Below are 11,764 nucleotides of genomic sequence, written 5' to 3'. Positions count from 1 at the left end.
GTTACCATTACAGGAGGAAGAAACAGCCTTATAACAAGGTTGCAAAACCAGAAATGCGAATTATGCGGTGCCAACGAGAAATTGGAAATGCACCATATACGCAAATTGAAAGACCTGAAAGGTAAGCAAGACTGGGAAAAACGAATGAGTGCAAGGAGAAGAAAAACCTTGGCATTATGCTCAAAATGCCACGATAAGATACACGCAGGCAAGTTAGACTGAATAAATTGATGGAGAGCCGTATACCTGGAGACAGGTACGTACGGTTCGGGGGAGAGTTCTTGGAAACCTACCATAGTCAATATGGCAAGGCGCCGGGTTCTTATCCTACGCCTATACTACCGAGGAAACCGAAAAGATGGAAGTCATGCAGCTTGCCCATGAGCTGGACGGCAACGTGGAGCAGGCTATCAAGCGCATTGCCCAGCAAAGACGAGAAAAAACAGACAATTATTAATCAATTAAAATTTCAGAAACAATGAAAAAAATCATGTTACTGGTGTGTACGGCATTTATGCTCGCCGTAGCACCCTCCGCTAAGGCGCAGTTCGTAGTAACCGACCCAGCAAATCTGGCTTCGGGTATCATCAACTCCGCCAACGAGATAATCCAAACGTCCTCCACCGTGAGCAACGTTATCAAGAACTTCAACGAAGTAAAAAAGGTCTATGACCAAGGCAAGGAATATTACGACAAACTCAAAGCCGTGACCAACCTTGTGAAAGATGCCCGTAAGGTACAGCAGACCGTACTTCTGGTGGGCGATGTATCGGAAATGTACGTGAACAATTTCGGCAAGATGATGAACGACCCCAATTTCACGCCACAGGAACTGACGGCGATTTCCAACGGCTATTCCACCTTGCTCAATGAAAGCACTGAATTGCTGAAAGAACTCAAACAGATTATTTCGGCAACCGACCTTTCGCTGAACGATAAGGAACGGATGGACATTATCGACAAGGTGTACAAGGAGGTTAAGGAATACCACAGCCTTGTACGCTATTACACCAACAAGAATATTTCCGTGAGCATCCTGCGAGCAAAAAAGCAGAACAACACCAAAAGGGTGCTTGACCTCTACGGAACTTCTGAACAAAAATACTGGTAGTTATGGAATGGAACAATCTTCACGAAATGCTGCGCAGCCTGTATGACGAGATGATGCCTTTGACCGCAGACATGGCTGCGGTCGCCAAAGGCATCGCCGGACTGGGCGCACTTTTCTACGTTGCCCTAAAGGTATGGCAGGCGTTGAGCCGTGCCGAGCCGATAGACGTTTTTCCGCTGCTGCGCCCTTTTGCCATCGGGCTTTGCATCATGTTTTTCCCGACAATGGTATTGGGGACTATCAATGCGGTCATGTCGCCTGTGGTAAAAGGAACCCACGGGATGTTGGAAACACAAGTGCTTGACCTCAACAAGTTGCAGGAACAGAAAGACCTGCTGGAACGGGAGGCGATGCTCCGCAATCCCGAAACGGCTTACCTCGTAAGCGATGAGGAATTTGACAAGAAGCTGGACGAATTGGGTTGGTCGCCAAGCGACCTCGCTACCATGTCGGGAATGTACCTTGACCGCCAAGCCTACAAAATGGAAAAAGCCATTAAAGATTGGTTTCGCAATCTGTTGGAAGTGCTGTTCCAAGCAGCAGCATTGGTCATCGACACGATACGGACGTTCTTTTTGATCGTCCTAAGTATTCTCGGGCCGATAGCCTTTGCGATCAGCGTGTGGGACGGTTTTCAGTCCACGCTGACGCAATGGCTTACCCGATACATCAGTGTGTACCTGTGGCTGCCCATATCCGATATGTTCAGTTCCATATTGGCAAAAATCCAGTCGCTCATACTCGAACGGGACATATCCATGCTTTCCGACCCCAACTACATCCCCGACACCTCCAACACCGTGTACATCATATTCATGTTGATTGGCATTGTGGGATATTTCACGATACCAACGGTGGCAGGCTGGGTAATTCAGGCTGGCGGAGCAGGAAACTTTATGCGCAACGTAAATCAGACAGCCACCAAGAGTGGAAACCTTGCCGGAGCTGGAGCCGGTTCGGTTGCAGGCAATATCGGCGGCAGGTTATTGAACAAATAATTAATCACATTAAAAATGGAATTTAAAACATTAAGAAACATCGAAAACAGTTTTAGACAGATAAGACTGTATGCTATTGTGTTTGCCATTCTCTGCATCTCAGTGGTGGGATATGCCCTTTGGCAATCCTACCATTTTGCAGAACTGCAACGCCAAAAGGTCTATGTACTGGACAACGGAAAATCGTTGATGTTGGCTCTTTCGCAGGATGCGAGCATCAACCGTCCCGTGGAAGCAAGGGAACACGTAAGGCGTTTCCACGAACTGTTCTTTACGCTCGCACCGGACAAAGGTGCTATCGAAAGCAACATGAAACGGGCGTTCAACCTTGCCGACAAATCGGCTTTTAACTATTACAAAGACCTTTCTGAAAAAGGCTATTACAACCGTATCATTTCAGGCAACGTGCAGCAGCGCATCGAGGTGGATAGTGTCGTGTGCAATTTCGACAACTATCCCTATGCGGTGCGTACCTACGCCAAACAATTTATCATCCGTTCGAGCAACGTTACACGGAGAAGCCTTGTGACCTCATGCTATCTCGTGAACTCCGTCCGCTCAGACAACAATCCGCAGGGCTTTAATATCGAAAAATTTGCGGTACTGGAAAACAAGGACATGGAAGTCATCGAACGCTAAAAAATCAATTTTTATGGAAGCATTATCAGATTTAAACGCATTTGCCAAAATCCTTACCGAAAAAGGATATAACGGCTATTTCCATACGCAGGGAGCGTATGCCGGAAAACTGAAAGACAGCATCGGCGACTATCTCGAAGCCTGCCGAAAGGGAATGGAAAGCGCAGCCAAGCCGGAACTGCTGCTAACGGGCTATTTGCAATGGTCTGGCGAAGACAAACCCCATGTGGAATGCAGTATGTGGGTCAAGAACCTGAACGGAAAATTTTTCCTCGACCGCATGGAGATTGCGAGGAAAGACCACTTCGGTCAATTGCTCAAACAGTCCACGCTGACAAATCTGTCCGTGGTTACTGTTCCCAAAGCTACGGAAGCAATCGCTATGGTAAGCGAAGCCCCAAAGCAACAGGCAGTCCGCTCCAACAGACGTTTCAGACACTAAACACCGAAATAGTCAGGACATGAAAAATTTAAGGACAAAGATTGATAACTGGTTCGAGCGGCTCGATGAGCGGTGGAAGGCTCTGCCTGTAGGAAAGCAACGCCGTTACACGCTGCTTTTCTTTGCAGGCTATCTGCTGCTATCGGTTGCGGTGATGCTCAAAGTGTGTTACGATGTTGCCCAACAGGACAACAAAATCATGATTGAGCATATCGAAAATCCGATTATCAAAAAGGATAAATCCTCGGCTCCGCCGCTGGATAGTATAGAAACCATTTTAAAAAATAAGTTATATGAAAGATAACGAAAACAAAAGAGTGAGTGTGCTGGTCGATGGCGAGCAGCACACCGGAGCGGAAGCACCGCTGGACGGTGCGCAGGGCAAAGCCGAAAAGCTGAAAAAGCCCATCATTTTCGTGTTGATGGCAGTGGTATTCCTTGGATGTATGTATTTAATCTTCAAGCCATCCTCCGACAAGGAAAAGGCAGCGGATATTGGGCTGAACGATGCCGTACCGCAGGCAACCGATGCAGGCTTACAGGCTGACAAGGAGAAAGCGTACGAGCAGGAGATGCTGGAACAGAAAATGCAGAAAGAGCGCAATGCGCTTACCTCGCTTTCCGACTATTGGAGCGAGGACAGTACCGCCGACCAGGAAGCAAGTTTTCCGGATGAGGGAACCGATGACGGATCTGCTTACGGTGGCGGTACACGCAGGGGCGGAAATGCAGCTCTCAACAGCTACCGAAATGCCCAAAGTACGCTGGGTTCCTTCTACGACAACAACGATGAGCAGACCTTGGAACTCCGCAGGCAGGTGGACGAACTCAAAGAAAAGCTGGAGGAAAAGGACGTGCCACAGGTGGCCACGGTGGACGACCAGCTTGCTTTGATGGAAAAATCCTACGAAATGGCAGCGAAGTATTTACCGTCTAATACGCCTGCGCCCCAAACGGCACAAGTGGATGGTGCCGCTCCCATAAAAAGCAGCAGCACGGACAAGGAACATTTTGTGGCGTTTACGCCCGTTAGGACAAACGCCGTATCAGCCCTGTACCGTGAACCCACCGACAGTGCATTTTTGGCAAGCTGGAACGAAACCCGTAACCGTGGATTTTATACGGCAGGTGTTTCCCAGCAGGTAGTACAGCCCAAAAACAGCATCAAGGCAACGGTACTGGAAACCCAAACGTTGACGGATGAAAGCGGTGTACGCCTGCGTTTGCTGGAAACGGCAAAAACGCCCAACCATACCATTCCCGCAGGAACGGTGCTGACGGCAAACGCCAAGTTTGCCACTGGCAGGTTACAGCTAAAAATAACCTCCATCGAATTTGAGGGCAACATCATCCCCGTGGATATTACCGTGTACGATTTGGACGGACAACAAGGTTTATATGTACCATATTCGCCCGAAATGAACGCCTTGACGGAAATCGCTTCCAACATGAGCCAAACCTCCGGCACATCCATCATGATGACCCGTTCGGCAGGACAGCAGGCGGCAGGCGACCTGTCCCGTGGCGTGGTACAGGGTATATCGGGCTATTTCTCCAAAAAAGTTAAGACCCCGAAAGTGACCGTGAAAGCCGGTCATCAGGTCTTCCTCGTTTCAAAAAATTAATGTTCAACAAAAAATTAGAAAATAAGATGAAAACAATATTGAAAAGTCTTTTGGCAATGGTCTGTATGGTTGCAATCCATGCCAGCACCAACGCACAGGTGGCATCTACCACCAGCAAATTGAGTATGGGCAAAGTGCAGCCCTACCAGATGCAGGTAACCTACAACAAAACCTCGCATTTGATATTTCCGGCAGCTATCCGTTACGTGGATTTGGGCAGTGAATACCTGATTGCAGGTAAGGCGGAAGATGCCGAAAACGTCCTGCGTGTAAAGGCAAGCGTAAGGGATTTTGACGAAGAAACCAATTTTTCCGTGATAACGGACGATGGTCGCTTCTACAATTTCAACGTCTATTACAGTGCCTATCCCGAAAGCCTCAATTACGACCTGCTAACCATGCAGAACCAAACGGACAGGGAAAACGGCAACGATGTGCTGTTTGAGGAATTGGGCAATAACCGCCCGTCACTGGCAGGCTTGCTATTGGAAACCATTTACAAAAAGGACAAAAGGATTGTGAAGCATATCGCTTCCAAAAGCTACGGTATCCAGTTCCTGCTGAAAGGTATCTACGTGCATAACGGTAAATTCTATTTCCATACGGAATTAAGAAACAGAAGCAACGTACCGTTCAACATCGACTTTGTGAATTTCAAAGTAGTGGACAAAAAAGTAGCAAAACGTACCGTGGTGCAGGAAAAGGCAATGACCCCACTCCGTATGTACAAACCGCTCACGGAAGTTGCCGGAAACAGCAGCGACCAGAACGTATTCCTGCTCGACCAGTTTACCATAACGGATGACAAGGTTTTGATTATCGAAATCTTTGAAAAGAACGGTGGCAGACAGCAGTTGTTGCAGGTGGAAAACTCCGACCTCGTACACGCCAAGTCCATAGGCGATATGCACCTAAAGATTAATTAACCCAAAAAGAAAGAACGATGACGAAATACATCTTTGCCGTAATGCTCGCTATGTTGAGCATTACGGCGACACAGGCACAACGATTGATGCCGAAGCAGAAAGGGCTGGAAATAAACGCAGGTATGCTGGGGGGAGAAATAAGCGACAATTATTATCTGAACCTGACCCTTACAGTAAACGGGCAGCACGGCGGTTACTGGATATGGGGCGCAGAATATAGCCACCAGCTTGCGGATTACAGGACTGTACAGATACCGCTGGAAGACTACACGGGCGAAGTCGGCTACAGTCTTCAGCTACTCAGCGATGCAAGAAAGACCGTTACGCTCAATGCTGGGCTTACCGCCGTGGCAGGATACGAAAGCATCAACCGTGGCAATACTGTACTGTATGACGGTTCCAAGCTATTGGACGGCGACAATTTTGTGTACGGGACAGCAGGGCGACTATCGTTTGAAACCTATCTGTCAGATAGGTTTGTGCTGCTCCTGCAAGGTCGCACCAAAGTATTATGGGGTACAGATTTGAAACAGTTCCGCCCATCGGCAGGGGTTGGGCTAAGGTTTAACTTTTAAAATTAGAAATGATGAAAGCATTGATAACAAAATACAGGCTGCATTTGCAGGGAGCGTTTATGCTCTTGGCGATGTTGTTCTGTGCAGTGACATTTACAGCTTGTGAGAAAGAGGAACTGGACATACAGCAGAACTTCCCGTTTGAAGTTAACGTCATGCCCGTTCCGAAAGACGTAAGCAATGGGCAAACCGTTGAGATACGAATGACTATTGAGCAAAGCGGCAATTTCAGCGATGCCGGTTACCACATCCGCTATTTCCAGTTTGACGGAAAAGGGACGTTGCGCTATTATGATGAACCGCCATACAATCCCAACGATATGTATGCGCTGCCAGCGAAACAGTTTAGGCTGTATTATACTTCGCAGTCCACCGTATCACAGTCCTTTGATATATGGATAAGCGATAATTTCGGGAATGAAAAGCAAGTCAGTTTCCAGTTTAACAATACCGATTAAGCAATCAAAAGCCTGTTCTTAGTAGCAGGCTTTTTTTATGGTTGTACTTAGGTCGTTATCTGATATTTTTTGTAAATTTAAAGGGTAGAAAAAAGGTAGAATTATGATGTCATCATTGATAATCGGGATAATATTTTTGGTAGCAGGTTTAGCGTTACGTTATTGGATTAACCGCCGTAGGTTTTACAGACGTAGCCCTACGGGAGCCGAGGGTTTTTCAAGCTATGAAAAGTCGGTTGCCATCAAATTTGTTGAACGTGTAGGCAAATGGGTTGCCTATGCGCTGATAATTTTTGGACTGTTATCGTTATGGGTTTATTCGAAGGAGAAAAAAGAAATAGCAGCGAAAACGGAAGTATTAAAACCTTAATAAAACGGTGCTGGTCTTTACAGGCTTGTACCGTTTTCCTTTTGTGCCAAACCCTACCATTCGAAGCCAACCCAACACGCATTTCAAATACTACTTAAAACCTTTTCTAATTTCACTTCCTAACGTGAAAAAGACCGAAAAGGATGATGGAATTGATAGCAATACCGAAGTCAGTTCTTAATGAACTGACCACAGAACTGGACGAGCTGTTGCAGCTTACTACCGATGCAAGTAAGGCATATATTGCCATTTTCAACGAAGAAAAATGGTTGGATAATCAGGAGGTATGCCTTATGCTGGGTATTACCAAGCGAACCTTACAATCCTATAAGGACAAAGGTCTTTTGTCTTATTCCAAACTGAACAGAAAGAACTATTACAAACTTTCGGACGTACAGCATTTACTGGTTTCCGATACCCAAAAGAAATGAGTATGGAATTTTTTGAAAACGATGCCGAGGAAATCGCCTACTACAAAAAGATGCTTGCAGAACTCCGCAAACAGATTGGTTTGATACTGGAGAACTTTCGTCCCGTAATGAACGGCGAGATCTACCTTTCGGGCGAAGATGTATGCAGGTTGTTACATATCAGCAAGCGAACTTTACAACAATACAGGGATGATAAAATTCTGCCTTACGTGCAGATAGGTGGCAAAATCATATTCAGACAATCCGATATACTGGAAATTTTGGAACGGAACTACGTTAATAAAAGATAAATATGCAGAATAAGTAGATGGTATGGTTGTGTAAAAGAACCGACATCATTATCTTTGCTAAGTAAAATATTAAAATACTTAAAGTGTTTTTGCTTTAGGTCTCGATACTAAAAACTGGTAATTTTTATCCCCGAGGCAATAAGTAAGAACGCTCACGTTATGGCGTGGGCGCTCGCTTATTCGGGGAGAGGCGTACCAGTGCCTTAGTGTCGGTAAGTGTGGTTGCCTGCGCCTTTTTTTGTTTGCAGGCTCCTCAACTAAAACCGGATATTATGGACACTGTAAACAATACTTATCCAGCTTTAAAATTTCCCGCTTCCGAACTATCGGCTTTTGCTGCTACTATCGACTTCTTTATTATTTCTCTCAAAAATGGTGATGTAATATGTTTCACTCCCGATAATGTGGACAACTTTTACCGTTGGCTAATAGTTCATAATATACGGGATATAAAAGTCGAAAAAACGAAAAAGGAACTCTCGCCCGTTATTAATTCGGGAGGTAGTTGGAAAGAATTGTTTAAGCGAAAAAGCAAATAAAATATTATAGACTATGGACATTGTAATTCAAATAGCGGTCATAGACGACAATGCCCAACTTCGGGAATTATCGTTACAGGAACTTAAAAATGCTGGTTTTAAATTGTTGTTTCAAGCGGACAATGAACAACAAGCCATTGGAAAAATAGAAAGCTACGGTTTGCCCGATGTTTGTATCGTGGAAGAAAATTTGGCTTCGGCAAAATTACTGCTGGAAAGATACCCCGATTTAAAAGTATTAGTTTCGAGTACCAAAGACGACAAACAAAACGTAGCGGATATGCTGGATGCTGGCGTATCGGGCTATGTCTTGAAATTCGCAGACCCCGATGAACTGGTAACTGCCGTAAAAGCCCTTGCAGCAGACAAAAAATATTTCAGTGTCGGAATTGCTGCGATAGCAACGGAATATTTTCAGTAGCGGTAACAATATCGGTTTCTTTGCTACTTTCTTTTTCGCTGAGGCTCACGAAAGAAAGTAGTCCACCAACAGTAACAAGGGGGATAAAGAATATCCCTCAAAAAACAACAACCGTTTTGGCAAAATTGCGAAGCAAATATTTTGGTAAATGGGTTGTACCGCTTAAAACAAAAATACTGTCCCGACCATAGGGAGGATCTGTATTTTTGTCGCCCGATTTTTCGGGCTTTAACCGACTTTTATCGGTAGAGTACGGTAGTCTTTCAAATTGTGAAAAAAACCTCTGTTTTCCGTCATTCCATAGCGAAACAAGTCCCAAAGCAAAGAGCAACCTATTTGAGCCAATGAGCCATTTATAAATAAATCCTGCTTTTGCAATGCTTCGGCAAGTGAGCAACTTGGCGTGTCGTCCTGTTCTTCGGACTGCTTCAGCAAGTCACCAAATTCTTCGGTAACAAATGGCAGGCTTGCCACCGTTGCATATTTTTCAGAATTAGGCTGTTTTATCTCTCCGATAGTAGATAACAAAACTTGCCCTGTATATTGGCTGTTCCCAAAGTCCAACCAATATTTGGGTGTATCTCGGTAATTTCTGCGGTTGCATAATACGTTCAATATTTCAGCAACGTCAAAACGTGATTGTACATTATCTACACAAGTAATGGTAATGGTTGCCTGTGCTTCTTCGGGTATCTGTCCGAAATTATCCTTTTCAAATTTTCGGTTCTCGGCTTTCCAATTTGTACCGATGCAACGGTTTACACGGTTGATTAAAGCAACGGATTTATACAATCCTGTTTCGCTTTCAAAGAACCGCTGTCGTCCTAAATTTGCAGGTGTGATAATATCATCGTCCCACAATCTTACGGACAATCCTGCGTGTCCCAAAGCCGTCAAACTTTCGTTTATTTCTAACAAGGCTGTCAATACTTTTGAGCCTGTGCCACCTGCACCGATAAGGTTTACCGTTATGGGGTTGGTGGGGTTTAACAGATAGTTATCTGTGAAATGTATTTTTGTTTTCTCATTATTCATCACAATAGATTTTTAAGGGTTTTGCTGTTCTTTTTTAATGCTTCTTTCGGAAAGGGTGTGTTAGTATTAACAAGGTCTTTCCAAAGGCTTATAATGTTCTTTTTTGTAAGGTTACTGCACAATGAATGGCTGAAATAGGAATTGAAAAAGTAATGTTCCCAAGCCTGTATAAATTCTTCCACAGAAGCCGAATTTTTAATGTCAATACTTACCGTTCCCATACATACGTTGCCTTTTTCGTAGATGTTGAAAAACGGAGCGTAATGCAAAGGTGTTTTTTCGGTGGGTCTTCTGTCATTTGCCAAAGCGAATACAGTAAGACTGCTTTTGTTCGCTAACCAAAGCATTGCGGGGACTTGTGCCATTCCGTTGGGAATACCCAGACTGTCCACAAAATATATTTGCCTTTGCTGTGTTTTGGTGTACCATAGTACCGTGCCTTTATCATTGCTCGGATTGATGTGCAGAACATTGGTAGGCAAAATTCCTTTTGACTTTAAAAAGGCGGTGTTCTTTTCTTCATCGGTCTGTAAACACTTCGCCAAAACATTGGCTTCTTTTACGGTCAATGGGTGGGCGTTGATAGGGTTGCCGTCTTTGTCCATATCGAAATGCTCTACATAGGTTTCTTTCTCCGTGCTGTTGGTTTCGTAAAATACCAATGCGGATTTGGGAAAGTAAAGCGTTCCGAAATCTGTTGTTATGTCGGTTGTGTTGTTCATTTTTCTGTGGTTTTATAGTTATACAATAGGTAGGAAAGGTCGTCCAATAGTTCAAACAGTCGGTTCTCAAAATCAAGGTTTCCAACTGTTATTTTACTGCCGTCAAAGACTTTGTCAATGGTCGGTTCTTCCATTATTCCGTACTCGTTAAATTCGTTGTTGATACTATCATTTATGCTTTCATACAACCAACCTTTAGTGTCTGCGATAAAGGAAATATACTTTTCCATTCCTATAACTTCGTTTTCGTAATCATCGTCATAGGGGTCTTGTTCGGGCATTGGTGCGTTTCGGAAAATACTTGCTGTGGGGTATTCAGTGAAAAGAGCAAAGGCATTACAAGCTACGTTCCAACATTCTTTGTCGAATGTATCACGACTTTCAAAACGGCTTAAACGCTGTTCAAATACCGTTATATTGATACGGTTGTACAACTTCTGCTCAATCCTGTCGCCAACGGTTTCCGCTTTTCTCAATGCACTTTTAAAACTTTCTGTATCTTCTGTTTCATCGTCCTGTTCTACCCAATCTTTGTGCGTTTCATACAGCCAATACAAATAGCTGTCTTCTTGTCTGTAAAATGGTATTTGTACAATATGGTACAGATAACTGCAAACCGAAATCAGTAAATGTGCGGTGTGCTTCCGCTGTTTATCGTGCAACATTTCAAAGAGTGGAATAATGGGAATGTAAAACAGCGTTGTGCCTGTGTCGTATCTTTCCTCACTCGTTAAAAAGGTTTTCTTACTGTCCTGTATCAATTTAAAACCGTCCCAATTTCTAAGGCTTCGTTTCATTTGGGTATCCATATCCCACATAGCCAATACCATATTGTAGGGATAGCCGTAATCCTGTCGGGTTGGCATTGGTTCAATACTGTAATGCTCGGCAAGTTTGGAAAGGGACTGATAAAAATCCCTTTCAGTTTTCTTACAAGCCTGTACAGATTTTGCGGTTTTCAGTTTAGGGAGAAACGTACATTTTAAAAAACCATTGGTAGCATTGCTATCGGTACGGATTTTCGTTTGTCTTTCAGCACCTGGTCTGCGTCTTTTGGTCTTTGCATCCATTGTGCAAACTCGCCCAACTGTCGGTGCAACTTCTGTTGCCTTTGCTGTTCGGGTATATTGATTGTTCCCGATATTTTGTTGCGTTGCATAGTTCATTGCTTTACGGTTTTAA

The 11,764-nt window shown here is 44.3% G+C and carries 18 protein-coding genes and 1 pseudogene; 16 read left to right on the top strand and 3 right to left on the bottom strand.

Annotated features, from left to right (window positions below):
• From A9970_RS28405 to A9970_RS01075, 16 genes and pseudogenes are all read left to right on the top strand, one after another.
• Positions 1-222: pseudogene (locus A9970_RS28405) on the top strand (group II intron reverse transcriptase/maturase); the annotation flags it as partial.
• An 8-nt stretch (positions 223-230) separates the two neighbouring features.
• Positions 231-482 carry a hypothetical protein gene (locus A9970_RS01145; RefSeq protein ID WP_182981018.1) on the top strand — a complete coding sequence of 84 codons (252 nt, stop codon included), beginning with the start codon at positions 231-233 and terminating at the stop codon, positions 480-482.
• On the top strand, positions 479-1,111 hold the full coding sequence (locus tag A9970_RS01140; RefSeq protein WP_095439123.1) for a DUF4141 domain-containing protein: 633 nt from the start codon (positions 479-481) through the stop codon (positions 1,109-1,111). Before A9970_RS01145 ends, A9970_RS01140 begins: the two co-directional genes overlap by 4 nt.
• A 2-nt stretch (positions 1,112-1,113) precedes the next feature.
• Positions 1,114-2,109, top strand: a complete 996-nt coding sequence (gene traJ, locus A9970_RS01135; RefSeq protein ID WP_095439122.1) for a conjugative transposon protein TraJ — start codon at positions 1,114-1,116, stop codon at positions 2,107-2,109.
• A gap of 15 nt (positions 2,110-2,124) precedes the next feature.
• Positions 2,125-2,748, top strand: a complete 624-nt coding sequence (gene traK, locus A9970_RS01130) for a conjugative transposon protein TraK (RefSeq protein ID WP_095439121.1) — start codon at positions 2,125-2,127, stop codon at positions 2,746-2,748.
• 13 nt (positions 2,749-2,761) lie between these two features.
• Positions 2,762-3,190, top strand: a complete 429-nt coding sequence (locus tag A9970_RS01125; protein WP_095439120.1) for a hypothetical protein — start codon at positions 2,762-2,764, stop codon at positions 3,188-3,190.
• Positions 3,191-3,209: 19 nt separating this feature from the next.
• The gene (locus tag A9970_RS01120) at positions 3,210-3,494 is read left to right on the top strand and encodes a nitrogen regulatory IIA protein (protein WP_095439119.1); all 285 of its coding nucleotides are present in this window, start codon (positions 3,210-3,212) and stop codon (positions 3,492-3,494) included.
• Positions 3,484-4,815, top strand: a complete 1,332-nt coding sequence (traM, locus tag A9970_RS01115; RefSeq protein WP_095439118.1) for a conjugative transposon protein TraM — start codon at positions 3,484-3,486, stop codon at positions 4,813-4,815. The genes A9970_RS01120 and traM overlap by 11 nt, the downstream gene beginning before the upstream one ends.
• Positions 4,816-4,841: 26 nt before the next feature.
• Positions 4,842-5,741: a conjugative transposon protein TraN gene (traN, locus tag A9970_RS01110; RefSeq protein WP_095439191.1), complete on the top strand. Its 900-nt coding sequence runs from the start codon at positions 4,842-4,844 to the stop codon at positions 5,739-5,741.
• A 17-nt stretch (positions 5,742-5,758) separates the two neighbouring features.
• On the top strand, positions 5,759-6,316 hold the full coding sequence (locus A9970_RS01105; RefSeq protein ID WP_105574404.1) for a conjugal transfer protein TraO: 558 nt from the start codon (positions 5,759-5,761) through the stop codon (positions 6,314-6,316).
• Positions 6,317-6,327: 11 nt separating this feature from the next.
• Entirely contained in the window at positions 6,328-6,774 is a 447-nt protein-coding gene (locus A9970_RS01100; protein ID WP_095439117.1) for a DUF3872 domain-containing protein, read from the top strand.
• A 103-nt stretch (positions 6,775-6,877) separates the two neighbouring features.
• Positions 6,878-7,144, top strand: a complete 267-nt coding sequence (locus tag A9970_RS01095) for a molybdenum ABC transporter permease (protein WP_095439116.1) — start codon at positions 6,878-6,880, stop codon at positions 7,142-7,144.
• Positions 7,145-7,287: 143 nt separating this feature from the next.
• Positions 7,288-7,575 (top strand): helix-turn-helix domain-containing protein, encoded by a 288-nt coding sequence (locus tag A9970_RS01090; RefSeq protein WP_259655308.1) that lies wholly within the window; start codon positions 7,288-7,290, stop codon positions 7,573-7,575.
• A gap of 2 nt (positions 7,576-7,577) precedes the next feature.
• Positions 7,578-7,865, top strand: coding sequence for a helix-turn-helix domain-containing protein (locus tag A9970_RS01085; protein WP_095439189.1), 288 nt, complete (start codon positions 7,578-7,580; stop codon positions 7,863-7,865).
• 272 nt (positions 7,866-8,137) lie between these two features.
• Complete coding sequence (locus A9970_RS01080; RefSeq protein WP_095439115.1) at positions 8,138-8,404, top strand: hypothetical protein; 267 nt, start codon at positions 8,138-8,140, stop codon at positions 8,402-8,404.
• Positions 8,405-8,417: 13 nt separating this feature from the next.
• Positions 8,418-8,825, top strand: coding sequence for a response regulator transcription factor (locus tag A9970_RS01075; protein ID WP_095439114.1), 408 nt, complete (start codon positions 8,418-8,420; stop codon positions 8,823-8,825).
• A gap of 228 nt (positions 8,826-9,053) precedes the next feature.
• On the opposite strand, the gene A9970_RS01070 is transcribed toward A9970_RS01075, so the two are convergent.
• Genes A9970_RS01070 through A9970_RS01060 form a run of 3 tightly spaced genes read right to left on the bottom strand, consistent with a single transcriptional unit; the run spans position 9,054 to position 11,748 of the window.
• Positions 9,054-9,860 carry a PRTRC system ThiF family protein gene (locus tag A9970_RS01070; protein ID WP_095439113.1) on the bottom strand — a complete coding sequence of 269 codons (807 nt, stop codon included), beginning with the start codon at positions 9,858-9,860 and terminating at the stop codon, positions 9,054-9,056.
• Positions 9,860-10,582, bottom strand: coding sequence for a PRTRC system protein B (locus A9970_RS01065; RefSeq protein ID WP_095439112.1), 723 nt, complete (start codon positions 10,580-10,582; stop codon positions 9,860-9,862). The genes A9970_RS01070 and A9970_RS01065 overlap by 1 nt, the downstream gene beginning before the upstream one ends.
• Positions 10,579-11,748: a hypothetical protein gene (locus tag A9970_RS01060; protein WP_095439111.1), complete on the bottom strand. Its 1,170-nt coding sequence runs from the start codon at positions 11,746-11,748 to the stop codon at positions 10,579-10,581. Before A9970_RS01060 ends, A9970_RS01065 begins: the two co-directional genes overlap by 4 nt.
• Between the last annotated feature and the right edge of the window lie 16 nt (positions 11,749-11,764).

Source organism: Sphingobacterium sp. UME9, from assembly GCF_014170215.1.
GTDB classification, from domain to species: domain Bacteria; phylum Bacteroidota; class Bacteroidia; order Sphingobacteriales; family Sphingobacteriaceae; genus Sphingobacterium; species Sphingobacterium paramultivorum.
The sequence above is the reverse complement of the archived record's forward strand: the minus strand, read 5'-3'. Positions and strand labels throughout refer to the sequence as shown.

What these genes read in the sequence shown, in the direction of transcription:
- A9970_RS01140 (WP_095439123.1), top strand. Translation starts at nt 479, where the DNA reads ATGAAAAAAATCATGTTACTGGTGTGTACGGCATTTATGCTCGCCGTA.
- A9970_RS01125 (WP_095439120.1), top strand. Translation starts at nt 2,762, where the DNA reads ATGGAAGCATTATCAGATTTAAACGCATTTGCCAAAATCCTTACCGAA.
- A9970_RS01085 (WP_095439189.1), top strand. Translation starts at nt 7,578, where the DNA reads ATGGAATTTTTTGAAAACGATGCCGAGGAAATCGCCTACTACAAAAAG.
- A9970_RS01080 (WP_095439115.1), top strand. Translation starts at nt 8,138, where the DNA reads ATGGACACTGTAAACAATACTTATCCAGCTTTAAAATTTCCCGCTTCC.
- A9970_RS01095 (WP_095439116.1), top strand. Translation starts at nt 6,878, where the DNA reads ATGATGTCATCATTGATAATCGGGATAATATTTTTGGTAGCAGGTTTA.
- traJ (WP_095439122.1), top strand. Translation starts at nt 1,114, where the DNA reads ATGGAATGGAACAATCTTCACGAAATGCTGCGCAGCCTGTATGACGAG.
- A9970_RS01100 (WP_095439117.1), top strand. Translation starts at nt 6,328, where the DNA reads ATGAAAGCATTGATAACAAAATACAGGCTGCATTTGCAGGGAGCGTTT.
- A9970_RS01105 (WP_105574404.1), top strand. Translation starts at nt 5,759, where the DNA reads ATGACGAAATACATCTTTGCCGTAATGCTCGCTATGTTGAGCATTACG.
- traN (WP_095439191.1), top strand. Translation starts at nt 4,842, where the DNA reads ATGAAAACAATATTGAAAAGTCTTTTGGCAATGGTCTGTATGGTTGCA.
- traK (WP_095439121.1), top strand. Translation starts at nt 2,125, where the DNA reads ATGGAATTTAAAACATTAAGAAACATCGAAAACAGTTTTAGACAGATA.
- traM (WP_095439118.1), top strand. Translation starts at nt 3,484, where the DNA reads ATGAAAGATAACGAAAACAAAAGAGTGAGTGTGCTGGTCGATGGCGAG.
- A9970_RS01075 (WP_095439114.1), top strand. Translation starts at nt 8,418, where the DNA reads ATGGACATTGTAATTCAAATAGCGGTCATAGACGACAATGCCCAACTT.
- A9970_RS01070 (WP_095439113.1), bottom strand. Translation starts at nt 9,860, where the DNA reads ATGAATAATGAGAAAACAAAAATACATTTCACAGATAACTATCTGTTA.
- A9970_RS01090 (WP_259655308.1), top strand. Translation starts at nt 7,288, where the DNA reads ATGATGGAATTGATAGCAATACCGAAGTCAGTTCTTAATGAACTGACC.
- A9970_RS01120 (WP_095439119.1), top strand. Translation starts at nt 3,210, where the DNA reads ATGAAAAATTTAAGGACAAAGATTGATAACTGGTTCGAGCGGCTCGAT.
- A9970_RS01065 (WP_095439112.1), bottom strand. Translation starts at nt 10,582, where the DNA reads ATGAACAACACAACCGACATAACAACAGATTTCGGAACGCTTTACTTT.
- A9970_RS01145 (WP_182981018.1), top strand. Translation starts at nt 231, where the DNA reads ATGGAGAGCCGTATACCTGGAGACAGGTACGTACGGTTCGGGGGAGAG.
- A9970_RS01060 (WP_095439111.1), bottom strand. Translation starts at nt 11,748, where the DNA reads ATGAACTATGCAACGCAACAAAATATCGGGAACAATCAATATACCCGA.